The following is a 25,710-nucleotide window of genomic DNA, read 5'->3' on the forward strand; positions in this document are numbered from 1 at the left end:
GGTCGGAGACCGGTGATCAGCTGGTCGTGACCGCCGTGTCGTCGATCACGAAGCTCGTCTGGAGCGAGGAGTCCTCGACGCCCGTGAACTTCAGGGAGACCGTCGTGCCCGCGTAGGCCGACAGGCTCAGCGACTTCGCGACATAGCCGCTCGCCGCGTTGAGGTTGGAGTAGGTGGCCAGGGTCGTCGAACCGGCCGTCACCGTCAGCTTGTCGTACTGCGTGCTGGTGGTGGTCTCAGCCGTGTCGATGTGCAGGTAGAACGTGAACGTCGTGCCCGTGCAACCGCTCGGGATCGTCACCGACTGGGAGAGCGTGTCGGTGTGGGTCGAGCCGTAGCCGTCCAGCCAGGCCTTGTAGGAGCCGGTACGGGCCGCCTGGCTGCTGGAGCTGGTGATGACACCGCTGGTCGCGGTCCAGGTGGTGTTGCCGGACTCGAAGCCCTGGTTGCCCAGTAGTTGGGCCGAGGTGCAGGAGCCGCCGCCGGTCGCGCTGACCGTCCAGGTGAAGGACGCCGTACCGGTGGCACCTGTGCTGTCGGTCACCGTGACCGTCGAGCTGTAGGTACCCGCTGTCGTCGGGGTGCCGGAGATCGTGCCCGTGGAGCTGCTGATCGACAGGCCCGTCGGCAGACCGGTCGCCGCGTAGGTCAGCGAGCCGCTGTTGGTGCTGCTGGCCGTGATCGCCAGGCTCACCGCCGTACCGACCGTCGAGGACTGGCTGCCCGGGTTGGTGACCGTCACGCCCGTCGTCGGCACGGTGATGTGCGAGCCGACGTTGATGCCCGCGAAGGCGTTGCCGACGCCCGCGTACTGCGTGGAGCTGGTGCCGTAGAGCGACGCGGCGGCGTTCAGCGCGGCGGTGCGGGCCTGGGCGTACGTGGTGCTGGACGTCATGTACGTCGTCAGCGCCTTGTACCAGATCTGGAGCGCGGCGGCCCGGCCGATGCCCGCGACGGCGACACCGTCGGAGGTCGGGCTGTTGTACGTCACGCCGTTGATGGTCTTGCTGCCGCTGCCTTCCGACAGCAGGTAGAACATGTGGTTCGCCGGGCCCGAGGAGTAGTGGACGTCCAGGTTGCCCACGCCCGAGTACCAACTGTCCGCCGAGCCACCGTCCTTGTCGGGCTCGTCCATGTAACGCAGCGGCGTACCGTCGCCATTGATGTCGATCTTCTCGCCGATGAGGTAGTCACCGACGTCGGTGGAGTTCGCCGCGTAGAACTCCACACCGGTGCCGAAGATGTCGGACGTCGCCTCGTTCAGCCCGCCCGACTCACCGGAGTAGGTGAGGTTGGCGGTGTTGGAGGTGACACCGTGCGTCATCTCGTGCCCGGCCACGTCCAGCGAGGTCAGCGCGTGCGTGCTGCTCGTGCCGTCGCCGTACGTCATGCAGAAGCAGTCGTCGTCCCAGAACGCGTTCACGTACGCCGTGCTGTAGTGCACCCGCGAGTAGGCCGCCACACCGTCGTTCTTGATGCCGCTGCGCCCGAACGTGTTCTTGTAGAAGTCCCACGTCGTCTGCGCGCCGAAGTGGGCGTCGACGCCCGCGGTCTGGGTGTTGGACCCGGACCCGGTGCCCCACGTGTCGTCGGAGTCGGTCATCAAAGTGCCGGTGCCCGACGTGCCGTTGTTGAGGCTGTACGTCTTGTGGGTGCCGCGCGTGGTGTCGTTCAGCTGGTACGTCGAACCGGACAGCGTGGTCCCGATGGTCACCGTGCCGCTGTACTGGCTGTTGCCGGTGCCGGTCTTGATGGCCTGGAACTGGTACAGCTCCGCGCCGGTCAGCGCGTCCGTGATGACGTGCAGCTGGCTCGGCGTGCCGTCGTCCTGGAGACCGCCGATCACCGTCTCCCAGGCCAGCTTCGGCGTACCGCTGCCCGCCCAGATCACCTTGCGGGCGCTGTCGGTGGTGGCCTTCTCCGCGTCCAGCGCCTTGGCCGCGCCCAGCGCCTTCGTCTCGGCGGCCGACTTGGCGTACGTGGGGGTGGTGGACGCGACCGAGATGGCCCGCCGGGTGTTGAAGGTGGTGCTCACCGTGCCCGAGGCCTTGGCGGCGGGCGGGGTGTGCACGACGAGGTCGCCGCCGAGGACCGGCAGACCGGCGTACGTGCGCTCGTAACGCGTGTGGACGGTGCCGTCGGCGTCCTTGACGACGTCCTTGACGACCAGCTTCTCCTTGGCGCCGAGACCCAGGGAGCCTGCGGTCGTCGTCGTCCGCTGCGTCGCGCTCTTGATCAGCGCCGTGCGCTGGGCGGGGGTGAGCTTCGCCTGGAGCGAGCCGGCCCGGAGCGGGCTCGGGGCCGGGGGCGCGGGCTTGGCGGCGGCCGGGACCGTCTGGACACCGACGGCCAGCAGGGTCGCGGTGGCGAGCAGGGCACCGGCCGCGGTGGCCTTGCGGGAGCGGAGGGTGGATCTGTGGGGGGTGTTGCCGGACGTTCGTCTCACTCGTGACTCCTCCTGCGACGGCCGCGCCTTCAACGGCCGGAAACAGAACCGGGCGGACGGGGGTGTGCTGCCCGGGATGAGCTGAGCAGTGCGGGATGTGTGCCTGAGACGTGGGGGATGGCTGCCGGAAGAGTGGCACTCTTGAGGAGTGCATGTCAGCAAAAGATAAGAGGTCGAGGGTTATCCCTCTGCGAGCCGAGGGGCCTCTCCGGGGCTACGCGCGGGGCAGCAGCAGGGGAGTTGCGAGGATCAGGACGCCCGCGGCCCCGATGGCGGCGAGGGGCGTGGTGAGGGCCGCCAGCAGCCCCCACAGCGCGGTGAGCGCGGCGACGGTCAGCTTGCTGGAGACCGACCAGGCGGAGAGGGTACGGGCGACCCGGTCCGCCGGAGTGTGCTGGAGCCGGTAGGTGGCGTACACCGGGTTGAAGACGCCCATGCAGGCGATCAGCCCGAACTGCACGCCCATCACGAGGACGAGCCCGGTCGTACCGCTGTGCAGGAACACCATCCCGACCGGCCAGCACACGCGCAGTGTCCCGAAGGCGAGCATGATCCGGCGCTGCCCGTACCGCGCCACGAGCGGCCGGGACAGGCGTGACCCGAGGAGGCCGCCGGTGCAGGGCACGGCGAAGGCGAGGGCGTACTGCCAGGGCGCGAAGCCGAGGTCGCCGAGCATGAGGACGGCGACCAGGGGCGCGGTCGCCATGATCAGCCCGCTGACCAGCACGGTGTTGAGGAACAGGGGCCGCAGCACCGGATCGGCCAGAATGAACCGCCACCCGTCGAGCAGATCACCGACCCGCAGCCCCGCCTTCCGTGTCCCCTCGGGCCGGGGCTCGTCCCCACCCATCGCCCGGATACCGACCGCCGACAGCAGAAAACTCACGGCGTTCGCGACCACGGTCGTCACCGGCCCGAGCAGCCCGACGGCGGCTCCGCCGAGCGGCGGCCCGAGCACACTCGCCGTCCACATCGTGGACTCGAACCGCCCATTGGCGACAAGGAGTTGGGAGGGTGGCAACAGTCCCTTGAGGCAGGCCCCACTGGCAGCGGTGAAGGTGATGTCGGCAGCGGCGACCACGACGGCCACGACCACAAGCTGCCCGAAGGACAACACCCCGAGCGCATAGGCAAAGGGCACGGTGAGCAACGCCCCACACCGCACCAGATCCATCGCGACCATCACAGGCCGCTTCCGCCGAAACTCGATCCAGGGCCCGAGCGGCAAAGCGACCAGGGCCCCGACGGCCACCCCGGCAGCAGCCAACAACGAAACCTGAGCGGGCCCGACATGCAACACGAGCACAGCGATCAGGGGAAAGGCGTCAAAAGCCACCCAGGTCCCGAACAGACTGGTGGCATAGGCTCCCCAGAGCCACCGAAACGGCACTCCGAGAGAGACGGCGCTGAGCTGTTTTTCCCCGACACGACTCACGGCGCGAAGCTATCGGACGCGAGGTGACGCGCCCCTTTTAGGGGCGCGGGGAACTGCGCGACCAGCCACAACGCACCCGCACCCGACAACGCACCGAACCTACTTCTGCCCAACCGCAGCGCACTCCGCACAAGTGCCGAAAATCTCCACCGTATGAGCCACGTTCACATACCCGTGCTCAACAGCGATCGCCTCCGCCCACTTCTCCACAGCGGGCCCCTCCACCTCCACAGCCTTGCCGCACACACGACAGACCAGGTGGTGATGGTGATCGCCGGTCGAGCACCGGCGGTACACCGACTCCCCGTCCGACGTCCGCAGGACATCCACCTCACCCGCGTCCGCCAGGGACTGCAACGTGCGGTAGACGGTCGTCAGCCCGACCGAGTCTCCCTTGTGCTTGAGCATGTCGTGGAGTTCCTGCGCACTGCGGAACTCGTCGACCTCGTCCAGCGCCGCCGCCACAGCGGCACGCTGGCGGGTGGATCGTCCCTTAACGGGCGGGCCGGCCGTCGTCACCGTTGTCTCCTTACGTCTGCGCTTGCCGGGCCATTGTGCCAGCCCGGACTGTGCGCGGTCAGACGCCCGCCCTGTCGGCGGCCTCCCGGCTGGCCGGAATCACACACTCCGCCGGGTCCCCGGCCGACTGTGAGGCGGCCGCGGCACGGGCCCGGCGCCGGGCCAGGGGTGTCGCGAGCGCGGTCAGCGCGATGAACGCGCCGATGGTCAGCAGCACAATTGTCGCGCCGGGCGGCACGTCCTGGTAGTACGAGGTCACGGTCCCGCCGATCGTCACGGACACCCCGATCGCGACGGCGATGGCGAAGGTCGCCGCGAAGCTCCGGGTGAGCTGCTGGGCGGCGGCCACGGGGACCACCATCAGGGCGCTGACCAGCAGCAACCCGACGACGCGCATGGCGACGGTCACGGTGACGGCGGCCGTGATCGCGGTGAGGAGGTTGAGAGCCCTGACGGGCAGCCCGGTCACCCGGGCGAACTCCTCGTCCTGGCTGACCGCGAAGAGCTGTCGGCGCAGCCCGATGGTGACCAACACCACGAGGGCCGCGAGGACACAGATCGCGGTCACGTCGGACTCGCTGACCGTGGACAGGGACCCGAAGAGATACGAGGTCAGGTTGGCGTTGGAGCCCGTGGGCGCGAGGTTGATGAACATCACGCCGCCGGCCATTCCGCCGTAGAACAGCATCGCGAGGGCGATGTCGCCGCGTGTCTTGCCGTACCAGCGGATGAGTTCCATCATCACCGCGCCGACGACGGAGACGCCCGTCGCCATCCACACCGGTGAGGTGTTCAGCAGGAAGCCGAGGCCGACGCCGGTCATCGCGACATGGCCGATGCCGTCGCCCATGAGCGCCTGGCGGCGCTGGACGAGGTAGATGCCGATGGCGGGGGCCGTGACGCCGACGAGGACCGCGGCCAGCAGTGCCCGCTGCATGAAGGCGTAGTCGAGGAATTCCATCAGCTCAGCAGTCCCGTCCGGATCGGTTCGGCGTCGTGAGCCGCGTGCGGGTGTACGTGGTCGTGACCGGGCAGCGCGTGCTGTCCGACGGCCTGCGGGGGCGGCCCGTCGTGCATCACACAGCCGTCGCGCAGGACGACGGCCCGGTCGATCAGCGGCTCCAGCGGCCCGAGTTCGTGCAGCACGAGCAGCACCGTCGTACCTGCCGCGACCTGCTCCCTGAGCGTCCGCGCCAGCACCTCCTGGCTCGCCAGGTCGACGCCCGCCATCGGCTCGTCCATGATCAGCAGCTCGGGTTCGGCGGCGAGGGCACGGGCGATCAGTACGCGCTGGTGCTGGCCGCCGGAGAGCGCGTTCACCGAGTCCTTCGCGCGGTCCGCGAGGCCGACGAGCGCGATGGCCCGCTGGACGGCCGCGTGGTCGGCCTTGCGCAGCACCCCGAAGCGGGCACGGGAGAGCCGGCCCGAGGCGACGATCTCGGTGATCGTCGCGGGCACGCCACCGGCCGCGGTCGTCCGCTGCGGTACGTAACCCACGCGCCGCCAGTCGGTGAAGCGGCGGCGGGGGACGCCGAACAGCTCGATCTCGCCCTCGCTGACCGGCACTTGGCCGATGATCGTGCGGATCGCGGTCGACTTGCCGGAGCCGTTGGCGCCGAGCAGCGCGACGACCTCACCGCGGTCCACGGTGAGGTCGATGCCCCGCAGAACCGGGCGCGAGCCCAGCTCGGCGCGTACGCCGCGCAGGGAGATGACCGGCTCGCTGCTCATCCCTCGTACCTCCGTGATGTGGCTGGTGTCACTTGGCGCCCAGGGCTGTCTGGAGCGCCTTGAGGTTGGACCGCATGACCGCGATGTAGTCGTCGCCCCTGGACTTCTCCGTGATGCCCTCCAGCGGATCGAGGACGTCCGTCTTGAGGTTCGCGTCCTCGGCGAGGGTCTTCGCGGTCTTGTCGGAGACCAGTGTCTCGTAGAAGACGGTCGTCACTCCGTCCGCCTTCGCCTCCTGCTGGAGCTCCTTCATCCGCGCGGCACTCGGCTCGCTCTCCGGATCCACTCCGGCGATGGCCTCCTGGGTCAGGCCGTAGCGCTCGGCGAGGTAGCCGAAGGCCGCGTGGTTGGTGAAGAACACCTTCGACGCGGTGTTCTTCAGGCCGTCCTCGAACGAGGTGTCGAGCGAGGTCAGCTTGGCGGTCAACGCCTTGGTGTTCAGCTTGTATTCCGCCGCGTTGGTCGGATCGGCCTTCTGGAAGGCGGCGGACACCCCGTCGGCGATCTCGGCGTACTTCACCGGGTCGAGCCAGACGTGCGGGTCGAGAGCGGACGCGTCCTCGTCGGAGTGTGCTTCCTCACCCTCGTGGCTGTGCTCGGTGCTGCCGTGGTCCTCGAGGGTGGTGAGGGTCGCCGCGTCGATCTTCGTCTTCGCCTCGGACTGCGAGACCGCCTCGTCGACGGCGGGCTGGAGGCCCTTGAGATACAGGACCGCGTCGGCCTCCTGGAGCTGCGCGGTCTGCTTGGCGCTGATCTCCAGGTCGTGCGGCTCCTGGCCGGGCTCGGTCAGCGTGCTGATGGAGACATGCCTGCCGCCTATCTGCTCGGCGAGGTACTGCATCGGATAGAACGACGCCACGACGTCGAGCTGCCCGGTGATGTTCCGGTCGGAGGCGCTCGAATCCGAGGAACAGGCGGACAGGGCGCCGAGGCCGAGCGCGGTGGCCGCCGCGATCGCGGTGCCCGATATGAGTCGTCGTACGTTCATGACAGTCATTTTCAATGATTCTGGAAACGATTGTCAACAAGCGGGCAAAAGGGCAGGCCCGGAGTGCCCTCAAGGGCTCTGGCCGGAACCGATTTGATTGGGGGGCGGCCCCCGCCGGTAACCTGAAGCATTCGCGCCGTCCGTTCGTAATGAAGAGAGCATCGTGGCCGCCGACAAGATCGACACCATCGTCAGCCTGAGCAAGCGCCGTGGCTTCGTTTTCCCGTGCAGTGAGATCTACGGCGGCCAGCGCGCCGCCTGGGACTACGGACCACTGGGTGTCGAGCTGAAGGAGAACCTCAAGCGCCAGTGGTGGCGCTACATGGTGACGTCGCGCGAGGACGTCGTCGGCATCGACTCGTCCGTCATCCTGGCCCCCGAGGTCTGGGTGGCCTCCGGCCACGTCGCCACCTTCTCCGACCCGCTCACCGAGTGCACCTCCTGTCACAAGCGCTACCGCGCCGACCACCTGGAGGAGGCGTACGAGGCCAAGCACGGCCGTACGCCCGCCAATGGCCTCGCCGACATCAACTGCCCCAACTGCGGCAACAAGGGCCAGTTCACCGAGCCCAAGCAGTTCTCGGGCCTGCTGTCGACGCACCTGGGCCCGACCCAGGACTCCGGCTCGGTCGCCTACCTGCGCCCCGAGACCGCCCAGGGCATCTTCACCAACTTCTCCCAGGTGCAGACCACTTCGCGCCGCAAGCCGCCGTTCGGCATCGCCCAGATGGGCAAGTCGTTCCGCAACGAGATCACGCCCGGCAACTTCATCTTCCGCACCCGTGAGTTCGAGCAGATGGAGATGGAGTTCTTCGTCAAGCCGGGCGAGGACGAGAAGTGGCAGGAGTACTGGATGGCCGAGCGCTGGAACTGGTACACCGGCCTCGGTCTCCGCGAGGAGAACATGCGCTGGTACGACCACCCGGCGGAGAAGCTCTCGCACTACTCCAAGCGCACCGCGGACATCGAGTACCGCTTCCAGTTCGGCGGCAACGAGTGGGGTGAGCTGGAGGGCGTCGCCAACCGCACGGACTTCGACCTGTCGGCCCACGCGAAGGCCTCCGGCCAGGACCTGTCGTACTTCGACCAGGAGGCAGGCGAGCGCTATACGCCGTTCGTCATCGAGCCCGCGGCCGGTGTCGGCCGCGCGATGCTGGCGTTCCTCCTCGACGCGTACTTCGAGGACGAGGCGCCGAACGCCAAGGGCAAGATGGAGAAGCGGACGGTGCTGCGGCTCGACCCGCGCCTGGCGCCGGTCAAGGTCGCGGTGCTGCCCTTGTCCCGTAACCCGGAGCTGTCTCCGAAGGCGAAGGGTCTCGCCTCCGCCCTGCGCCAGAACTGGAACATCGAGTTCGACGACGCGGGGGCCATCGGCCGGCGTTACCGGCGTCAGGACGAGATCGGTACGCCGTTCTGTGTGACGGTGGACTTTGACACGCTGGACGACAACGCGGTGACTGTTCGTGAGCGGGACACCATGAAGCAGGAACGGGTTTCGTTGGACCAGATCGAGGGTTATCTGGCTCAGCGGCTTATCGGCTGCTAGGGGTTCGTTGTCGGCTGCGGGTCCGGTGGGGGATGGTCGCGCAGTTCCCCGCGCCCCTGAAGACGGGCGCGGCAGCCGGCCGGGATTTCCCGATGCCCCGGTTTCGTTACCGTCGTAACAGACGTAACGAAAGCGGGGTTTCGCCCATCCGGGACACTTGGGGCTCCGAAGGACAGGTCATACGCGGCTCGCAGGGTGCGGGCGGCGCTGACCTCTCGGGGGCACCATGCGCAAGCAAGCAGTGATCGGCGTTGCCACGATGGCTCTGGCGATCGGAGTGGTCGGGTGCGAGGCCGCGGACGAGGCGGCCTCGTCGTCCGACGTCGGTGTTCAGTCCGCCGGAGTGAGCGGGCAGGCAACGGGCGGGCGGCTCACCGCCGTCGGGCTCACCGCCGACCAGCGGCTCGTCACCTTCCGGGTCGACCGGCCCGGCCGGGCCGTGCCGCTCGGCAAGGTGAACGGGCTGCACGGTGACACCCGGCTCATCGGCATCGACTACCGCGTCCAGAACAACAAGCTGTACGGCGTCGGCGACCGGGGTGGCATCTACACCGTCCGGGAGATAGGCGCCAAGGCGACGAAGGTCTCCCAGCTGAGCGTGCCGTTGCAGGGGAGCAACTTCGGCGTCGACTTCAACCCCGCCGCCAACCGGCTCCGGGTCATCAGCGACACCGGCCAGAACCTCCGCCACAACATCGACGACCCGGCGGGCGCACCGGCCGCCGGTACGACGGCGACGGACGGCGTCCTGACCAACCCGCCGGTCCCGCCCGCGACTTCGGGTGCGACGGCGACGGGCGTCACGGCGGCCGCGTACACGAACAACGACCTGGACGCGACGACGGCCACCACCCTGTTCGACGTCGACACCGTCAACGACCAGGTGTCGATCCAGTCCCCGGCGAACGCCGGCAACCTCGCCCCCACGGGCAAACTGGGCGTCGACGCGGCTCCGGCGGGCGCCGGCTTCGACATCTACAGCTCCACCCGCTCCGGCACGAACACCGGCTACGCGGTCCTGCGCGTGGGCGGCGCCCAGCGCCTGTACCAGGTGAACCTGCTGGGCGGTGCGGTGCAGCGCCTCGGCACGTTCGACGCCGGCCGGCCGGTGGTGGACCTGGCGCTGCCGTTGCGACAGGGCTGAGGGGTAGAGGTGTAGAGGGGTACTAGAAGTCCGGGATCTGGTGGGGTACGAGACCGGCCTGGCGGAGCAGTCCGTACAGGTCGGTCTCGCCCCAGAACTCGACGATGACGCCGTCTTCGAGGCGGTAGGAGCGGATGCCCGTCATGGTGAGGTCCCGGCCCGTGCGGTCGTGGGTGTACGTGAGGGTGAAGGCGGTGGTGACCCGGTCCGCCGCCGCGAACAGGTCGTCCACCCGGACCCGGCAGTCGGAGAGACCGGGCGTCAGCACGGAGCCCTCCGGGTGGTGCCGGCCACGGACATGCTGTCCGGCGGCGTGGATCAGCACGTCCTCGGCGACGAGATGCCTGAGTTCGGCCACGTCCCGGGTCTCGAAGATTTGTAGGTAGCGCCGGACGACGTCCGTGTTGCGCCGGGCCGTTGCTCCCGTGGAGTCGGTCATGGTGGTGTCCTACCCGGTGAGTGGTCCTCCAGCCGGCTTTCGGATTGGACCTGTTCGCGCGATCGGGGCCGCCCCAGGGTGGTGCTCATGAGCCTCGCTTTTCTGCTGACCACCCTGGTCGTGGTCGCCACGCCCGGTACCGGTGTCGTCTACACGCTTGCCGCCGGGCTGTCGCGGGGGCGGCGGGCCAGTGTCGTCGCGGCCTTCGCCTGCACGCTCGGGTGTGTGCCGCACATGCTGGCCACGGTGACCGGGGTCGCCGCCCTGCTGCACACCAGCGCGACCGCGTTCCAGATCCTCAAGTACGCCGGTGTGGCCTACCTGTTGTACATGGCGTGGGCCACGCTCCGGGAGAAGGGGACGATCGCCGTCACGGCAGAGGCGGCACCCCGGTCCACCTGGCGGGTGATCGTCCGGGGCGTGCTGATCAACTTCCTCAACCCGAAGCTGACCGTCTTCTTCTTCGCGTTCCTGCCCCAGTTCGTGAACCCCGACGACCCCGACTCGGTCGTCACGATGCTCGTCCTGGGCGGGGTCTTCATGCTGGCCACGTTCGTGGTCTTCGCCGCGTACGGCATCCTCGCCGCGTCCGTACGCAGCCAGGTCATGGCACGGCCGCGCGTGATGACCTGGCTGCGGCGGGCGTTCGCGGGGTCGTTCCTCGCGCTGGGGGCGAAGCTGGCGACGACGAGTGCGTGAGCGGGGGCGCGAACGGCCTTCAGCCCGCCGTCGGGTCCACCGTCGCCTGGTGTTCCTCGGCGAGGTGTTCCTCCGCCTTCAGCCAGGGAAGGAACTGGACCTTCTTCCGCCAGCCGCAGGTGTCGCAGCTCATGACGCGATGTGCTCCGGTTCGCTGGACGTGGACGACGTGTTCCCGCCCGTGCTGGTCCCAGCGGCTCACCTTGCTCGTGTTGATCTGCAACATGACCTCTCCGGCGTCCAAGGTGCGTGCAGGTGTGAGTGTGCAGCAAGAGCAACATCAACGGGGGGCGACTGTGTGAAGAGTTGACAGGATCCGGATAGGTCAGGCTTCGGCCCCGGGCGCGATCAGGCCTGTCTCGTAGGCGAGTACGACCGCCTGGACCCGGTCGCGCAGCTCCAGTTTGGAGAGGATGCGGCCGACGTGCGTCTTGACCGTGGTCGGGCTCAGGAACAGCCGTTCCGCCAGCTCGGCGTTGCTCAGGCCCGTCGCCAGCAGCCGCAGGACCTCCAGTTCACGGGGTGTCAGCCCCGACAGGTCCGCGTGCCGGGTCGGGGTCTGCGAGGGCGCCTCGCGATGGGCGAAGCGTTCGATCAGGCGGCGGGTGATCGCCGGTGCGAGCAGGGCGTCGCCGGACTGCACCAGACGTACGGCGGCCACCAGATGCTCGGGCGTGACGTCCTTGAGGAGGAAGCCACAGGCACCGGCGGTGAGGGCCGCGTAGACGTAGTGGTCGAGGTCGTAGGTGGTGAGGATCACGACGCGGGTTCTCGCCGCCTCCGGGGCGTCGTCGGCGAGGATCCGCCGGGTCGCCTCGATACCGTCCATGCCCGGCATCCGGATGTCCATCAGGACGACATCGGGCCGGGTCCGGCGTACGGCGGCCACCGCCTCGGCGCCATCGGACGCCTCCGCCGTCACCTCGATGCCGTCGGCGGCCAGGATCATCCCGAACCCCGTACGGACCAGGGCCTGGTCGTCGGCGATGACCGCTCGGAGCGGTGGCAGCGGTGGTTGGCTGTGGGTCATGGTGTCCGCCACGGGACGGTGGCTCTGATGCGGTAGCCGCCGGTGAGGGTCGGGCCGGCGACCAGCTCGCCGCCGTAGACCGCCAGGCGTTCGCGCAGGCCGATCAGACCTCGACCGGTTCCCCCGGTTTCCCCGGTGCCGTTGTTCTCACCTTCCGGTGACGGGGAGTTGGGGCTCGTGTTGGCCACCTCTATCTGGAGGCAGTCGTCGGTCCAGCCGATCACGACGGAGGCCTCGGCGCCCGGCGCGTGCTTGATCGTGTTGGTCAGCGCCTCCTGCACCACGCGGTACGCCGTCAGGTCCACCCCGGGTGGCAACGGGTCCGGCGGCAGCGACACCGCGACGGACACCGGAGTCCCGGCGCCCCGCACCCGTTCCGTCAGCGCGTCGAGCCGGTCCAGGCCGGGCTGCGGCTCCAGACCGTCGGCCGGGGTGTCGTGGAGGCCGGTGTCCGGGGCGGCCAACAGGCCCATCACATGCCGGAGTTCGGCCATCGCGGCCCGGCCCCCGGCCTCGACCGCGAGCAACGCCTCCTTCGACCGTTCGGGCGCCGCGTCCATCACCTTGCGCGCCGCCCCGGCCTGGATCACCATCACGCTCACATTGTGGGTCACCACATCGTGCAACTCGGCGGCGATACGCGCCCGTTCCTCCGCGACGGCCTTCCGCATCGCCTCCTCCTGCGCCTGCTCCAACCGCGCGAACCGGTCCCGGCCCGCCGCCAGCCGCCGCTGCCCGAACCGGACGAGCCCGGCCAGCACCCCGGCGACCAGCAGCACGACCCCGGGACTCGACCAGCCCGGCAGAATCGGCTCCGCCCGCTGGAACGCGACCCCGGCCAGGATCGCGCCGACGACCAGCGCGGCCAGGGCGCCCGCCCGGTAACGGCTGTGCACGACCGCGCTGTAGGCGCCGATGACGCAGGTCAGCACGGTGATCCAGGAGGCGCGGTCGCCGGTGGCCAGCCCCGCGGCCAGCACCACCCCGAACACGGCCAGCGGATACCGGCGCCGGGCCAGCAGCGGCAGCGCCGACAGGACGACCAGGGGCCAGGGCGCGACGGAGCCCTCGTCGTCCTCCATGACCGGGGGGCGGGGTGGCGGTTGCGGGGGCTCCGGGGGCTGCGGGACCACCGGCGTGGTCTCGGCTCCGGTTCCGTAGTCGGCTCCGTACCCGTAGTCGGCCTTCGGGAGGAAGCGCACCGGGCCGTCGCCCGGATAGCGCGCCGCGACGATCAGTGCGACGACGGTCAGTACGACCGCCAGCGCCAGGTCGGCGCGTACCGCCCGCCGTGACAGCCGAGCGGGCTTCGGCTCCGGCCGGAGCGCGTCCCACAGGTGCTGACGCCAGTGCCGCCAACGACGCCAATGCCGGGCGCGCCGGTACCCCGTCTCCGTCGGCGTTTCCATCGGCTCATTGTGGGGGCGGGCCGCCCCGCCCCGCGTCCCTCCGTACCGAACAGATCAACAAGCCGTTCCTCAGGCGTACTTCGCAGGGATGACCCCACGGCCGGGTCCTCCGCGGGGAGGGCCGGACGTCGGTGTCGCGGCCGACGCGCGGTGACGGCGCCCGCCCCTACCTTCACCGAGTCCGGCAAGTTCTCCCTCAGACAGCTTCAACAAACCGTAGGGGCAGGCGAGTTCATGACCCAGGTGATCCAACTCGACGGCGTGGCCAAGCGCTACGACAGCGCGGGCAGGCCCGCGCTCGGGCCGCTCACGCTCTCCGTCGAACAGGGCGAGGCCCTCGCCGTGACCGGCCCCTCCGGCAGTGGCAAGTCCACCCTGCTGAACCTCGTCGCGGGCCTGGACCGGGCGACCGAGGGCAGTGTGTCCGTGGCCGGCCGACGGCTCGACGACCTGACCGAGCACGCGCTGGCCCGGTTCCGCCGCGAACACATCGGCATGGTCTTCCAGTTCTTCAACCTCCTCGACGACCTCACCGTCACCGACAACATCCAGCTCCCCGCCCAACTGCGGGGAACCGCACGGCGCGAGACGGCCGCCCGCGCCGGGGAACTCATGGAGGTGCTCGGCATCCAGAAGCACGCCCGCGCCTATCCGGGCCGGCTCTCCGGTGGTGAACGCCAGCGGGTCGCGGTCGCCCGCGCCCTGGTCAACCGCCCCGCGCTGCTGCTCGCCGACGAGCCGACCGGCGCCCTCGACACCGCGTCCGGCCAGGACGTACGGGAGCTGCTGGTCGAGCTGCACCGGGGCGGGCAGACCATCGTGCTGGTCACCCACGACCTCGCGCTCGCCGAGTCGTGCGCGAGCCGCACGATCCAGCTCGTCGACGGTCATCTCGCCCTGGACACGCGGGCGGAGGCCGTCCGATGATCCGCCGGCTCCGTTCGATCGGCTTCGGGGGCGGTGCGCTCGGCCGGGTCGTACGGTCGGGGGTGGGCCGACGCCGCGTACAGACCGTGGTGATCGCCGTGGCCACGATGATGGCCGTGGCCTCGGCGGTGGTCGCCGGGTCGCTGGTCGTCGCCGCGAACCGGCCCTTCGACCACGCCTTCGCGCAGCAGCACGGCGCGCATCTGACCGTCCAGTTCGATCCGGCCGAGGTGACCGAGGCGCAGATCGAGGCCACGGGGGAGCTGGAAGGCGTCACCGCGACCGCCGGGCCCTACCCGGCCACGACGATCCAGCCGGTGGACTCGGCGAACGGACACCTGCCGACGCTGAACCTCGTCGGACGGTCTGCGCCAGGGGCCGACGTGGACGAGCTGGACCTCAAGTCCGGCCGGTGGGCGGCGAAGCCGGGCGAGATCGTGCTGAACGCGGAGTTCAACGGCCCCAACCTCGGGCTCGGCTCCACGCTCAGGGCCACGGACGCCGCCGACAGCCCGACCCTGACGATCGTCGGCTTCGCCGTCTCGGTCAGCAGAACCGCCGACGTCTGGACGACCCCCGCCCAGGCCAGGGCACTGGCGTCCAAGGACACTCCCCTCACGAGTGAGGTGCTGTACCGCTTCGACGCGGCCGGTACGGACGAACAAGTGACCGCCGGCCGTCAGCGGATCGCCGCGGCCGTACCGTCCGGCGCGCTGCTGAGCAGCCGGTCGTACCTGGAGACCAAGCGGGACGCCGACCAGGGCGCGGCGCCGACCATCCCGTTCCTCGTCGCCTTCGGCATCCTCGGCATCGTCATGTCGGTGATCATCGTGTCCAGTGTGACCAGCGGCGCGGTCGGGTCGAGTCTGCGCAGGATCGGCATCCTCAAGGCGGTCGGCTTCACCCCGCGCGAGGTCGTACGCGCCTATGTGGCCCAGGCGTTGATCCCGGCGGCCGTCGGGATCGGGCTCGGCGTCGTCCTCGGCAACCTGCTCGCCGTACCGCTCCTCGACGACACCGAGCAGGCGTACGGCACCGCCACGCTGAGCGTCGCCTGGTGGGTGGACGTCGTGGTGGCGGGCGGTGCGCTGCTGGTCGTCGGGATCGCCGCGCTGATCCCCGCCCTGCGTGCCGGGCGGCTGCGTACGGTCGAGGCCATCGCGGTGGGCAGGGCGCCCCGTACCGGACGCGGCCAGTGGGCCCACCGGGCGGCGGGACGGCTGCCGCTGCCGCGCGCGGTGACGTACGGCCTCGCGAGTCCCTTCGCACACCCGGTCCGCACGATCGCGATGCTGCTCGCGGTGACCTTCGGTACGGTCGCGGCGACCTTCGCGGTGGGCCTGACCGCGTCCCTGACAGCGGTCAGCGCGGCGGCCGACCCCGAGGAACGCGCCGAGGTCACGGTGTTCGCGGGCGGACCGACGCCCGCCCCCGGCGGCACCCGCCGTACGGAGGCCGGACCGTCCGAGGCCCCGGCCGCCGACCCGGCCGCCATACGCGCGGCCGTCGAGGCCCAGACAGGCACCGCCTCCTACTACGCCATGACGAAGAACGACGCCTCGGTGGCCGGGATCACCGGCGCGGTCCCGGCCAGCCTCTACCAGGGGGACACCCGGACCGGCAGCTACGAGATGCTCTCCGGCCACTGGCTCGACGGCGCGGGTCAGGTGGTAGTGGGCTCCGGCTACCTGAAACGAACAGGCACCCGGATCGGCGACTCGCTCCGGATGACCTACGAGGGGCACACCCGCACCCTGCGGATCGTCGGCGAGGCCTTCGACACGTCGGACGGCGGGCTCCAACTCCACGCCAACATCGCCGACTTCCCCGGAACAGAGCCCCGGATGTTCCTCGTCGAGGTGAAACAGGGCGTCTCTCCCGGCGAGTACGCCCAGAAGCTGGCCGAGGCCGTCCGGCCCCTGGGCGGCGACGCGATGGCCAACGCCTCCTCCGGACAGGACAACTTCGTGATCATCCTGAAGTCCATGGCGGCCCTGCTCACCCTGATGCTGGTCTCCGTGGCCGGCATGGGCGTCCTCAACTCGGTGGTCCTGGACACCCGGGAACGAGTCCACGACCTGGGCGTCTGCAAGGCCATCGGCATGACCCCACGCCAGACGATCACCCTCGTACTGGCCTCGGTGACCGCCATAGGAATCCTGGGCGGCCTGATCGGCGTACCGACCGGCTTCGCCCTGCACGGCATAGTCCTCCCCTTGATGGGCCACGCGGCAGGCACCGAACTCCCCCCGTCGATCCTCGACGTGTACGACCTGTGGCAACTGGCCCTACTGGCCCTGGCAGGCATCACGATCGCCCTACTGGGCGCACTGCTCCCGGCGGGCTGGGCAGCGAGGGCACGAACGGCGACGGCGCTGCGGACGGAGTGAGGGGAGTGGAGTGACGGGGGGTGGAGTGACGGGGGGTGGAGTGACGGAGGTGGAGCGACGGGGGTGGAGATGCGGGAGCCGCCCCGAAGGGGCGCTCCCGCCAGGGGCGCGGGGCCGCTACATTTGCGGCTCCGCCGCGCGGGCGCGACCAGCCACAACGCACCCGCACCCAACACCCAACCGCCTGACCCGAGCTCCTAGTCGGTACTCATCCGACAGCCCGCGGCAGCCGCACGCTGAGCAGAGTCGTCAACACAATGCCCCCCAACTGCACCACCAGCGTCGTCACCAACGCATCCCCCATCCCCATCCCCGGAGCCAGCGAAAGAAACAACGTCCCCAACGTAGCCACCCCCAACGCCAGAGCCGACTGCTGAGTCGTGATCATGACCCCGCTCCCCACACCCGCCCGCGCAGGCTCGATCTCCGACAGGATGATGCGGAACAGCACAGGCAACTGAAGCGCCTGCCCCGCCCCCGCAACCGCCGCCCCCGGCAACAACTCCACCAGCCCCAGATCCGGCCAGGACCGCCACGCCGCGACGGCGATGAGACCCACCCCCACCCCCTGGATCAGCCCACCGACCGTGACGACCCGCGTGCCGTACCGGGTCACCAGCCGAGGCCCAGCGAGGGACACACAGAAGAACGCCACCGCCATCGGCGCCAGCGCCAACCCCGCCTGCACAGGCCCCAGCCCCGCACCCCGCTGTAGAGCCACCGCGATCACGAACATGAACCCGCTGAAGCCGATCGAGAACGGCACGATCATCACCAGCCCCCGCCGCAACGACGTCAGCGCGAAGAGGGTCGGCGGCACGAGCGGAGTACGCCCCTTGCGGTCCGCGCCGCGCTCGACCGCGTAGAACGCCGCCGCCGCGAACGGGAACGCGGCCAGCGACAGCCAGGTCCACAGCGGCCACCCCGCCGCCCGGCCCTCGGTGAGCGGTGCGAGCAGCGTGATCAGGGACACCGCGAGGAGGAACGTGCCGGGCACGTCCACCGGCTCGGGGTGCTGCGAGCGGGTCTCCGGGACCGTCCGGGCCGCCAGGACCAGACCGAGCAGCACGACCGGCACGTTCACCAGGAACACCGAGCGCCAGCCGGTGCCCGCGCCAAAAAGAAAAGACAAAGGAGTGGCGGCGACGAGTACGCCGCCCAGGATCTGGCCCGCCACCATCGACAGGCCCGCTGTGGCCCCGTACAGGCCCATCGCCCTCGCGCGGCGCGGCCCCGCCGTCGCCGACTGGATCGTCGCGAGCACCTGCGGCAGCATCGCCGCCGACGCCGCGCCCTGCGCGATCCGGGCCGCCACCAGCGTCCAGGCGGTCGGCGCGAGCCCGCAGGCCAGCGAGGTGATGCCGAAGGCCACCATGCCGCCGATGAAGAGCCGACGTCGGCCGAAGAGGTCGCCGAGCCGCCCGCCGAGGACGAGCAGGACGGCGTACGCGACCCCGTACCCGGCGACCACCAGTTCGAGGACGGACTCGCTCGCCGCGAGGTCCCGGCCGATGGTGGGCAGGGCGACGTTGACGATGAAGAAGTCGATCAGGGGGAGTGCCGCACCGAGCAGCACGGTGAACAGGCCGAGCCCGCCGAGTACGGGTGACCCGGCGGGGGAGCGGACGGAGGCGGTGGGTGAGGTGCTTGTTTCGGTCACGTCGACCAGCGTCCGCCTCTCCTGAGAGGGGTACCAGAGTGTCTTTATCCTGGTAGTAGGAGTACCTGGAAACAGGGTCCGTGCGGAGAGAGAGTGGAAAGGTGACCACCATCGCCCAGGAAACCATCGCTCGGCAACAGCAGGAGCAGCACCGGCAGGGGCAGCGGCCGGGCGGGCGCGGCTCGGAGATCCGGCGCCATGAACTCGCCGTCTTCCTGCGCAGCCGCCGCGAGCGCATCACCCCCGAGCAGGTCGGCCTGCCGCGCGGCAGGCGCCGCCGTACGCCGGGTCTGCGCCGCGAGGAGGTCGCCCAGCTCTCCGCCGTGGGCGTGACCTGGTACACCTGGCTCGAACAGGCCCGCGCCATCCAGGTCTCCGAACAGGTGCTCGACGCCCTGGCCCGCACCCTCCTCCTCGACCCGAGCGAACGCGCCCACCTCTTCCAGCTGGCCGGAGCCGTCGACCCCACGCCCGCCGCGAGCTGCCCGACGATCACCCCCGCCATCCGTGAACTCCTGCGCGCCCTCGACCCCATCCCGGCCTGCATCCAGAACAGCCGGTACGACATCCAGGGGTACAACCGCACGTACAGCCGGCTCATGGGCGACCTGGACGCCGTACCGCCCGAGGACCGCAACCTGCTGCTGCTCGTCTGCACGAACGAGGAGTGGCGGCAGTCGGTCGTCCTGCTCGAAGAGACACTGCGCGTGATGGCGGCCAAGCTCCGGGTCCAGCAGGCGGCCCATCTCGGCGACCCCGCCTGGAAGTTGATGCTGAGGCGGCTGCGCGCGGAGTCCCCGGAGTTCTGCGAGATCTGGGAGCGGTACGAGGTGATCAACGTCCGCGGCAAGACCAAGCAGTTCCGCAATCCGTACGTCGGTCTGCTCACCGTCGACCACACGGACCTGTGGCTCGCCCCGGAGCTGGGCACCCGCCTGGTGACGATGGTCCCGTCGGACGCGGAGACGCGCGAACGCCTGGAGAAGCTGTACGAGATGTTCGCGGACGGGGAGTAGTCGCGAGGGGACGGAAGCTGATCCATTCCGGTCGGGCATCCGATCGCGAATGGTCAATTCCGTTCGTAATGAGGGGCGTTGGTGGTGGCGGCGGTGGTGCGCGCAGGCGTGTCCCTACCGTCGTACTGAGTGGATCATCAGCACCTGGGGAGGCGCCCTCGATGACGGAGCACGGACCTGAGCACGCACACGCAACTGCCCGAAGCGTCCCCGTGGAGGCGTTGCGACCGGGTGACCATGCCTGCCTGGACGTGCCCGACGCGCAGGCCCACTGGCAGGTCCTGACCGCCTACACCCGCACCGGACTGACCCGGGGCGAGCGGGTGATGGTCGTCCTCGACCCGGCCGACGTGAGCGACGACGACGCCCTCGCCCGGCTCGACGGCGGCACCGGCCAGGCCGAAGACGCCTGGCGGAGCGGCCAGTTGGAGATCGTACGCAACACCGCCGTGTACGTCCCCGACGGCAGCTTCTCGAAGGAGCGCCAATTCCGGCTCTACTCGGACGAGTTGGAGCGGGCACGGACCGAGGGGCTGACCGGGCTGCGGGTCGGGGCCGACATGGCCTGGGGGCAGCGGACCGGCGTCAGCGACGACCAACTCGTCGACTACGAGGCGTTCATGGAGCCGCTGTTCGTGGATCCCCGCCTCACCGCGATGTGCTGGTACAGCCGGCACCAGTACACCGACCACCTGGTGGCCGCGATGCGGACGGTCCACCCACTCCAGGTGATGACCCACCTCGACGCGCTCGAAGTGACCCGCACCGACGGCGGCGCACGGATCGCGGGCTCGGCGGAGCCAGGCACCCGCGAGGAGTTCACAGCCACCCTCCGCGCCCTGCTGACCCGCCGCTCCGGCATCGGCTCGGCCCCCCTCCGGTACGAACTCGACCTGACCGACCTCTTCTACATGGAGGCCCACGCCGCCTGGCAGCTCATCGGCTTCGCCCGCGGCCTGCCCGACGGCGACACCCTCGACGTCCGCTGCGGCCCGATCCTGGAAGCGGTCCTGCGGGGCCTCGGCTCCGACGACGTGCGCCAGCTGAGGCTCCGCACAGAGACGGGCAGGGAGACGGAAACAGTCACCGGGAGGGCGGCCCACTGAACCAGGCCGCCACCTGACTCCGGCCCGCGAACCCCAACTTGCCAAGAATCCGCTGAACATGCCCCTCGGCCGTACGCCGAGAGATCACCAGCCGCTCGGCGATCTGCCGGTTGGTCATACCCAAGGCGATCAGACCAGCGACTTCCCACTCACGACGGGTGAGGCCGGTGTCGGGGGGTACGGGTGGTGCGGTGCGCACCGGGGGAGCGGCCCGCACGACGCGCCGGGCTGCCGGTGCGGGGCGCCCGCCTTCCGATCGGGCGCGCCCGTTTCCGGCGCGGGTGAGTCCGAGTCCTGTTGGGGCGTCCCCGGCTCCTGGTGCGGTGCGTCCGGTTCCTGATGTGCCGCGCTCGCTCCCTGCCGGGGCGCGCCCGCGTCCCACAGCGGTGCGCCGGGCTCCTGATGCGCCGCGCTCGTTTCCCGCTGAGGTGAGTCCGGGTCCTGCGGCGGCGCTCCCGGTTCCTGGTGTGGTGCGTCCGGTTCCTGGTGTGCCGCGCTTGTTCCCTGCCGAGGTGCGTCCGTCTCCCGCCGAGGCGCGTCGGGTTCCCGGTGCGCCGCGCTCGCTGCCCGATGTGTCGCGCCAGGGTTCCGCTGCGGCACGTCCGGCTCCTGGCGTTTCGCCCCCGGCTCGCGATGCGTCGCGCTCGTTCTCCGCCGAGGCGCGCCAGGGTTCCGCTGTGGTGTGTCCGGTTCCTGGTGAGGTGCCCCCGGCTCCTGGTGTGCCGAGCCCGTTCCCTGCCGGGGCGCGCCCGGGTTCCATTGTGGCGCGTCTGGCTCGCGATGCGCCACGCTCGCTCCCTCCTGAGGTGCGCCAGGGTTCCGCTGCGGTGCGTTCGGCTCCTGGTGAGGCGCTCCCGGCTCCTGGTGTGCTGAGCCCGTTCCCCGCCGAGGTGCGCTCGTTCTCCGCCGAGGTGCGTCTGAGTCCCGATGCGGTGCGCCCAGCACCCGATGCGCCGCGCCTGCTTCCCGTCGCGGCGCGCCCGGGTTCCGCTGCGGCGCGTCTGTTCTTTGCCGAGGCGCGCCTAAATTCCGCTGCTTCGGTGTCCGCCTCGCCCAGCGCGTACGTGAGTGCCTCCTCGGCCGACAGCTCGTAGCCCCGTCGGTGGGCGTCGCCGTCGTACCCGTACCGGTCGTTGTCGGGTGTCTCGTGGGCCTGGGGTTCGGTTGTCGGGAGGTGTGCCGACTGGCGTTGGCCGGCCAGTGGGTCGTGGCCGAGGTCGTACCAGATGCGGTGTGCCGCGCCCCGCAGCACGGCGGCCCGTTCGGCGTCGCCGTGGGCGGCGGTGGCGACGGCGAGTATCTCCAGGGCGCCGCCCACGGCGTGCGGCTCGCCGGTGACGTACGGCAGCCGCAGACAGCGGCGGGCGCTCTCGGCGGCGGCGTCGTGCTCGCCGAGGGCCCAGCGGGCGGTGGCGAGTGCGCCCAGGACGTACGAGCGCACCCACTGCTCGCCGTGCGCCTCGCACACGGCGAGGGCGTCCAGGCACAGCGGGACGGCGAGTTCGGGCCTGCCGTGGAAGGTGAGGGTCGTCGCCATCTCGACGCGGCTGAGGACATGGAAGGAGAGCAGCGGTGCCGTGTCGTTCCCGGTGTGTTCGGCGAGGATCTCGGCGAGTGGTCTGACGTCCGGTATCTCGTGCGGGGCCAGGGTCGGGGTGTGCGGGGTGCCGGCCAGGAGGACGGCGTTCGTACGGCTGCGGACCAGCGGGATCAGGGCCGCGGCCCAGTGCGCCCGGGTCAGCTCGGGCGACGGGCGCCCGCCCTCGCGCAGGGCGAGCCGCTGCCACCAGTGCCGCAGTTCCGCCCAGGCGCCGCGCGCGATCCAGTAGAACCACAGGCTGCCGACCAGACGCTGCCCGCGCGGGGCCTCGCCGGGGGTGGTGAGACAGAAGTCGAGCGCCGCCCGCAGATTGTCGTGCTCGGCACGCAGCCCGGCCAGGGTGCCCGGCTGGTCCGGCCCGAACCAACGCCGCTCGTGCTCCTCCGCGACCCGCACGAAGTGCGCGCACAACCGACGCCGCGTGTCCTCGGCCCCTCCGAGCGCCTCCAGCCGCTCCAGCCCGTACTCACGAAGCAGGGCAAGCATCCGATACCGGCTGCCGGTCCCGTCTCCCCCCTCCTCCCTGACCAGCACGGACTTCTCCACCAGCCCGGTCACGGCGGCCAGCACAGCGACTCGGGCGTTCCCTGCTCCGGCCCCGACAGCGCCCACTCCGGCCCCGGCAGCCCCCACTTCGGCTCCGTCGCGGGCCGGTGCCCTGCCGCCCATGCGGGCTGTCCCCGCCCGGGGCGGCCCTCCAAGCGGGCCGCCCGTGTCCGGGCGGGCTGCCCGGCCTGTGACGTGGTCCGTGTCGGCTGGGCCGGATGTGCCGTCGGCGTGGTCCGTGTCGGCTGGGCCGGATGTGCCGTCGGCGTGGTCCGTGTCGGCTGGGCCGGATGTGCCGTCGGCGTGGTCCGTGTCGGCTGGGCCGGATGTGCCGTCGGCGTGGTCCGTGTCGGCTGGGCCGGATGTGCCGTCGGCGTGGTCCGTGTCGGCTGGGCCGGATGTGCCGTCGGCGTGGTCCGTGTCGGCTGGGCCGGATGTGCCGTCGGCGTGGTCCGTGTCTGCCGGGCCGGACCTGCCACCGGCGTGCCCCGCTCCCGTCGGATCGGCTCCGGCCCCGGAACGGCACTCCTTCCTCCCGCCCGACCGCCCCGCGAAGGACTCGCACACCGCCTCCGCCCCCGCCAGGTCGAAGCTGCCGGTGAAGACCGACAGGTGGGACCAGGCGAGTTGCTCCTCAGGGGTGCAGAGGTCGTAGCTCCAGTCCACCGCCGAGCGGAGGGTCTGGTGGCGGGGCGGTGCGGTCGGGCTGCCGGACGTGAGGAGGCGGTAGCGGTCGCCCAGGCGTTCGCCGAGACGCTCGTCCAGTTGCTCCACACCCAGCGCGTGCATCCGTACGGCCGCCAGTTCGATCGCCAGCGGGAGGCCGTCCAGGCGGTGGCAGAGACGGGCCACCGCCGCCCGGTTGTGGTCGGTGATCTCGAAACCGGGCGCCACCGCCGCCGCCCGGTCGGCGAACAGGCGCAGTGCGGGGAAGTCCGTCCCGGGGAGGTCGTCCCCGGGGGCCGGGGTGGCCAGCGGGGCCACCGGGAGCAGCCGCTCCTCGGGGAGACCGAGCCGGTGGCGGCTGGTGGCCAGGACGCCGACCCCCTCCGTCGCCGAAAGCACGGCGGCCACCACCGAGGCACACGCCTCCGCCACGTGCTCGCAGTTGTCCATGACCAGCAGCAGTCGCCGGGTACGCAGATGCTCGACGACCGTCTCCAGCGGAGCCCGGCCCGCCTCGTCCCGGATGCCGAGCGCGTCCGCCACCGCGTGCGGCACCAGCGTGCCGTCCTGTACGGCGGCCAGCGGCACCAGCCACACCCCGTCCGGGAAACCCCGTACCGCCCCCTCCGCCACCCGTCCCGCGAGCCGGGTCTTGCCCACCCCGCCGGGACCGGTGAGCGTCAGCAGCCTGGTGGCCGCCAACAGCCGCCTGGCCTGCGTCAGTTCATGGCGCCGGCCCACAAAACTCGTTCCCGTGACGGGAAATCCGACCGTCCGCCGCGACCCGGCTGCCCCCAAGATCGGCCACGCCCTCTTCGAGTTCGTCGAGTTGATGGTGCCCTTGCGTCTTCCCCAACGGTGATCATCAGCAATGGGTTACAACAACGGCTCACATCGAGGTGCGCGCCCCCGCGGAGCCCCGCAAGCCCTTCTCCCCGCCCCCACCCTCACGGGCCCCACCTTCACCGGCCCCACTCCCGCTGCCGCCGCCCTCGATCTCCAGGCGCTCCGCCGTCCGCTCGGCGGTCCGCCGGGCCCAGCCGCCGGTCGTGACGGCACCCAGGACCAGTACGGCCAGACCGCAGCCCGCGATGATCCACCAGCCGGGCCGCGCCGCGGCGGCGAACACCTCCTCGTACGGACCCGATCCGATGCCCGACGCCAGCGCCGCGCCGATCACCGCCACCCCGAGCGTGCCGCCGGTCTGCCGGCTGGTCGAGGCGATCGCGGCGGCCACCCCGGCCTGGGAACGGGGCATGCCCGAGACGGCCGTGTTGGTGATGGGCGCGTTGACGAAGCCGAAGCCGAGGCCGAACAGGAAGTACCCGATCACCAGCGTCACGTTCGACGTCTCCCCGTCGAACCCCGCGAACAGGACCCCGCTCGCCGTCATCGTGACCCCCGCCGTGAGCAGCGAGAACCGTGGACCCCGGCTGCCGACCAGCCGCCCCGATATCGGCGCGCACACGAAGCACATCACCGCCATCGGCAGCATCCACAGACCGGCGTGCAGCGCGGACAGCCCCCGCACGTTCTGTAGATACAGCGTCGACAGGAACAGGAACCCGCTCAGCGCGGCGAACGCGCTCACCGCGACCACGGTCGCCCCACTGAACGGCACCGACCGGAAGAACCGCAGGTCGATGAGGGGTTCGGTGCGCCGGGGCTCGTAGTACAGCAGCCCGAGCAGTGCGGCCAGGGCGACCGCCCCGAAGGCGAGCGTGTGGGTGACGGGCGAGTTGGGCGCCTCGATGATCGCGTACGTCAGCGAGCCGAGCAGCGCGATGACCAGGACCTGGCCGACCGGGTCCGGACGGCGGGCCTTCGGCGCCCGGGACTCGGGGACGTACCGCCAGGTCAGCAGGAGCGCGACGAGGCCCACCGGCAGGTTGAGCCAGAAGATCGAACGCCAGCCGACGGAGTCCACGAGCAGGCCGCCGACGATCGGGCCGGCGGCCATGGATATCCCGACCACCCCGCCCCACACCCCGATCGCCCGGGCCCGCTCGCGCGGGTCGGTGAAGGTGTTGGTGATGATCGACATGGCGACCGGGTTGAGCATCGAGCCGCCGATCGCCTGGATCATGCGGAACACGATGAGCGAGTCGAGGTTCGGGGCGAGCGAGCAGAGCACCGAGCCGAGGGTGAACAGCACAAGGCCGGTCTTGAAGACCCGGCGACGGCCGATCCGGTCGGCGGTCGAGCCCGCCAGCATCAGCAGCGAGGCCAGCACCAGCGTGTACGCGTCGAGCGCCCACTGCATACCGGCCACGCTCGCGCCCAGGTCCTTCTCCATGGAAGGCAGCGCGACATTGAGCACGGTGACGTCGAGGCTGACGATCAGCAGGCTCATACAGCAGATCGCCAGCACCAGCATGCGGCGGCGAGGACTCAGCTCGGACATGCGAACCAT

At 70.6% G+C, this 25,710-nt stretch carries 20 protein-coding genes; 7 read left to right on the top strand and 13 right to left on the bottom strand.

Translation table 11 applies throughout. From position 1 onward, the window contains the following. Positions 1-16: 16 nt before the first annotated feature. The 6 genes from OG787_RS33890 to OG787_RS33915 all read right to left on the bottom strand — a co-directional run bounded on the left by OG787_RS33890 (position 17) and on the right by OG787_RS33915 (position 7,119). Positions 17-2,446: a M4 family metallopeptidase gene (locus tag OG787_RS33890; protein WP_405537748.1), complete on the bottom strand. Its 2,430-nt coding sequence runs from the start codon at positions 2,444-2,446 to the stop codon at positions 17-19. A gap of 214 nt (positions 2,447-2,660) precedes the next feature. Further along, a complete protein-coding gene (locus tag OG787_RS33895; RefSeq protein WP_369034170.1) occupies positions 2,661-3,881 on the bottom strand; it encodes an MFS transporter in 1,221 nt (406 codons plus the stop codon). A gap of 99 nt (positions 3,882-3,980) precedes the next feature. Then, positions 3,981-4,400: a Fur family transcriptional regulator gene (locus OG787_RS33900; protein ID WP_369034169.1), complete on the bottom strand. Its 420-nt coding sequence runs from the start codon at positions 4,398-4,400 to the stop codon at positions 3,981-3,983. 58 nt (positions 4,401-4,458) lie between these two features. Continuing rightward, positions 4,459-5,361 carry a metal ABC transporter permease gene (locus OG787_RS33905; RefSeq protein WP_405537750.1) on the bottom strand — a complete coding sequence of 301 codons (903 nt, stop codon included), beginning with the start codon at positions 5,359-5,361 and terminating at the stop codon, positions 4,459-4,461. Further along, positions 5,361-6,131, bottom strand: coding sequence for a metal ABC transporter ATP-binding protein (locus OG787_RS33910; RefSeq protein ID WP_369034167.1), 771 nt, complete (start codon positions 6,129-6,131; stop codon positions 5,361-5,363). The genes OG787_RS33905 and OG787_RS33910 overlap by 1 nt, the downstream gene beginning before the upstream one ends. Before the next feature lie 28 nt (positions 6,132-6,159). After that, positions 6,160-7,119, bottom strand: coding sequence for a metal ABC transporter solute-binding protein, Zn/Mn family (locus OG787_RS33915; RefSeq protein WP_369034166.1), 960 nt, complete (start codon positions 7,117-7,119; stop codon positions 6,160-6,162). Between the two features lie 163 nt (positions 7,120-7,282). Here OG787_RS33915 and OG787_RS33920 point away from each other — a divergent pair, with 163 nt between their 5' ends. Together OG787_RS33920 and OG787_RS33925 are read left to right on the top strand one after the other, a co-directional pair. After that, the gene (locus OG787_RS33920) at positions 7,283-8,665 is read left to right on the top strand and encodes a glycine--tRNA ligase (RefSeq protein WP_369034165.1); all 1,383 of its coding nucleotides are present in this window, start codon (positions 7,283-7,285) and stop codon (positions 8,663-8,665) included. 226 nt (positions 8,666-8,891) lie between these two features. Next, on the top strand, positions 8,892-9,809 hold the full coding sequence (locus tag OG787_RS33925) for a DUF4394 domain-containing protein (RefSeq protein WP_369034164.1): 918 nt from the start codon (positions 8,892-8,894) through the stop codon (positions 9,807-9,809). Positions 9,810-9,831: 22 nt separating this feature from the next. On the opposite strand, the gene OG787_RS33930 is transcribed toward OG787_RS33925, so the two are convergent. Then, complete coding sequence (locus OG787_RS33930; protein ID WP_369034163.1) at positions 9,832-10,248, bottom strand: ester cyclase; 417 nt, start codon at positions 10,246-10,248, stop codon at positions 9,832-9,834. Between the two features lie 87 nt (positions 10,249-10,335). On the opposite strand from OG787_RS33930, the gene OG787_RS33935 reads away from it, so the two are divergent. Then, complete coding sequence (locus OG787_RS33935) at positions 10,336-10,947, top strand: LysE family translocator (protein ID WP_405537753.1); 612 nt, start codon at positions 10,336-10,338, stop codon at positions 10,945-10,947. 19 nt (positions 10,948-10,966) lie between these two features. Here OG787_RS33935 and OG787_RS33940 read toward each other — a convergent pair whose 3' ends face one another. The 3 genes from OG787_RS33940 to OG787_RS33950 all read right to left on the bottom strand — a co-directional run bounded on the left by OG787_RS33940 (position 10,967) and on the right by OG787_RS33950 (position 13,386). Next, a complete protein-coding gene (locus OG787_RS33940; RefSeq protein ID WP_235479257.1) occupies positions 10,967-11,173 on the bottom strand; it encodes a hypothetical protein in 207 nt (68 codons plus the stop codon). Between the two features lie 99 nt (positions 11,174-11,272). Further along, on the bottom strand, positions 11,273-11,977 hold the full coding sequence (locus OG787_RS33945) for a response regulator (protein WP_369034161.1): 705 nt from the start codon (positions 11,975-11,977) through the stop codon (positions 11,273-11,275). Beyond that, positions 11,974-13,386, bottom strand: coding sequence for a sensor histidine kinase (locus OG787_RS33950; RefSeq protein WP_405537754.1), 1,413 nt, complete (start codon positions 13,384-13,386; stop codon positions 11,974-11,976). The genes OG787_RS33945 and OG787_RS33950 overlap by 4 nt, the downstream gene beginning before the upstream one ends. A 234-nt stretch (positions 13,387-13,620) precedes the next feature. Here OG787_RS33950 and OG787_RS33955 point away from each other — a divergent pair, with 234 nt between their 5' ends. Together OG787_RS33955 and OG787_RS33960 are read left to right on the top strand one after the other, a co-directional pair. Next, complete coding sequence (locus tag OG787_RS33955; RefSeq protein WP_405537756.1) at positions 13,621-14,313, top strand: ABC transporter ATP-binding protein; 693 nt, start codon at positions 13,621-13,623, stop codon at positions 14,311-14,313. Next, positions 14,310-16,703, top strand: coding sequence for an ABC transporter permease (locus OG787_RS33960; RefSeq protein WP_369034158.1), 2,394 nt, complete (start codon positions 14,310-14,312; stop codon positions 16,701-16,703). The genes OG787_RS33955 and OG787_RS33960 overlap by 4 nt, the downstream gene beginning before the upstream one ends. A 208-nt stretch (positions 16,704-16,911) precedes the next feature. Here OG787_RS33960 and OG787_RS33965 read toward each other — a convergent pair whose 3' ends face one another. Next, the gene (locus OG787_RS33965) at positions 16,912-18,363 is read right to left on the bottom strand and encodes an MFS transporter (RefSeq protein WP_405537758.1); all 1,452 of its coding nucleotides are present in this window, start codon (positions 18,361-18,363) and stop codon (positions 16,912-16,914) included. A gap of 101 nt (positions 18,364-18,464) precedes the next feature. Between OG787_RS33965 and OG787_RS33970 the strand changes: the two genes are divergently transcribed. Together OG787_RS33970 and OG787_RS33975 are read left to right on the top strand one after the other, a co-directional pair. Then, complete coding sequence (locus tag OG787_RS33970) at positions 18,465-19,379, top strand: helix-turn-helix transcriptional regulator (protein WP_405537760.1); 915 nt, start codon at positions 18,465-18,467, stop codon at positions 19,377-19,379. Positions 19,380-19,540: 161 nt separating this feature from the next. Further along, positions 19,541-20,485, top strand: coding sequence for an MEDS domain-containing protein (locus tag OG787_RS33975; protein WP_369034156.1), 945 nt, complete (start codon positions 19,541-19,543; stop codon positions 20,483-20,485). On the opposite strand, the gene OG787_RS33980 is transcribed toward OG787_RS33975, so the two are convergent. Then, a complete protein-coding gene (locus OG787_RS33980) occupies positions 20,463-24,038 on the bottom strand; it encodes a LuxR C-terminal-related transcriptional regulator (protein ID WP_405537761.1) in 3,576 nt (1,191 codons plus the stop codon). The two genes, OG787_RS33975 and OG787_RS33980, sit on opposite strands and share 23 nt — an antisense overlap. A gap of 148 nt (positions 24,039-24,186) precedes the next feature. Then, complete coding sequence (locus tag OG787_RS33985) at positions 24,187-25,701, bottom strand: MFS transporter (RefSeq protein WP_405537763.1); 1,515 nt, start codon at positions 25,699-25,701, stop codon at positions 24,187-24,189. Between the last annotated feature and the right edge of the window lie 9 nt (positions 25,702-25,710).

The sequence above is a fragment of the Streptomyces sp. NBC_00075 genome, assembly GCF_045041225.1.
Classification (GTDB): domain Bacteria; phylum Actinomycetota; class Actinomycetes; order Streptomycetales; family Streptomycetaceae; genus Streptomyces; species Streptomyces adonidis.

What these genes read in the sequence shown, in the direction of transcription:
- OG787_RS33905 (WP_405537750.1), bottom strand. Translation starts at nt 5,361, where the DNA reads ATGGAATTCCTCGACTACGCCTTCATGCAGCGGGCACTGCTGGCCGCG.
- OG787_RS33910 (WP_369034167.1), bottom strand. Translation starts at nt 6,131, where the DNA reads ATGAGCAGCGAGCCGGTCATCTCCCTGCGCGGCGTACGCGCCGAGCTG.
- OG787_RS33915 (WP_369034166.1), bottom strand. Translation starts at nt 7,119, where the DNA reads ATGAACGTACGACGACTCATATCGGGCACCGCGATCGCGGCGGCCACC.
- OG787_RS33925 (WP_369034164.1), top strand. Translation starts at nt 8,892, where the DNA reads ATGCGCAAGCAAGCAGTGATCGGCGTTGCCACGATGGCTCTGGCGATC.
- OG787_RS33930 (WP_369034163.1), bottom strand. Translation starts at nt 10,248, where the DNA reads ATGACCGACTCCACGGGAGCAACGGCCCGGCGCAACACGGACGTCGTC.
- OG787_RS33935 (WP_405537753.1), top strand. Translation starts at nt 10,336, where the DNA reads ATGAGCCTCGCTTTTCTGCTGACCACCCTGGTCGTGGTCGCCACGCCC.
- OG787_RS33940 (WP_235479257.1), bottom strand. Translation starts at nt 11,173, where the DNA reads ATGTTGCAGATCAACACGAGCAAGGTGAGCCGCTGGGACCAGCACGGG.
- OG787_RS33945 (WP_369034161.1), bottom strand. Translation starts at nt 11,977, where the DNA reads ATGACCCACAGCCAACCACCGCTGCCACCGCTCCGAGCGGTCATCGCC.
- OG787_RS33950 (WP_405537754.1), bottom strand. Translation starts at nt 13,386, where the DNA reads ATGGAAACGCCGACGGAGACGGGGTACCGGCGCGCCCGGCATTGGCGT.
- OG787_RS33955 (WP_405537756.1), top strand. Translation starts at nt 13,621, where the DNA reads ATGACCCAGGTGATCCAACTCGACGGCGTGGCCAAGCGCTACGACAGC.
- OG787_RS33960 (WP_369034158.1), top strand. Translation starts at nt 14,310, where the DNA reads ATGATCCGCCGGCTCCGTTCGATCGGCTTCGGGGGCGGTGCGCTCGGC.
- OG787_RS33975 (WP_369034156.1), top strand. Translation starts at nt 19,541, where the DNA reads ATGACGGAGCACGGACCTGAGCACGCACACGCAACTGCCCGAAGCGTC.
- OG787_RS33985 (WP_405537763.1), bottom strand. Translation starts at nt 25,701, where the DNA reads ATGTCCGAGCTGAGTCCTCGCCGCCGCATGCTGGTGCTGGCGATCTGC.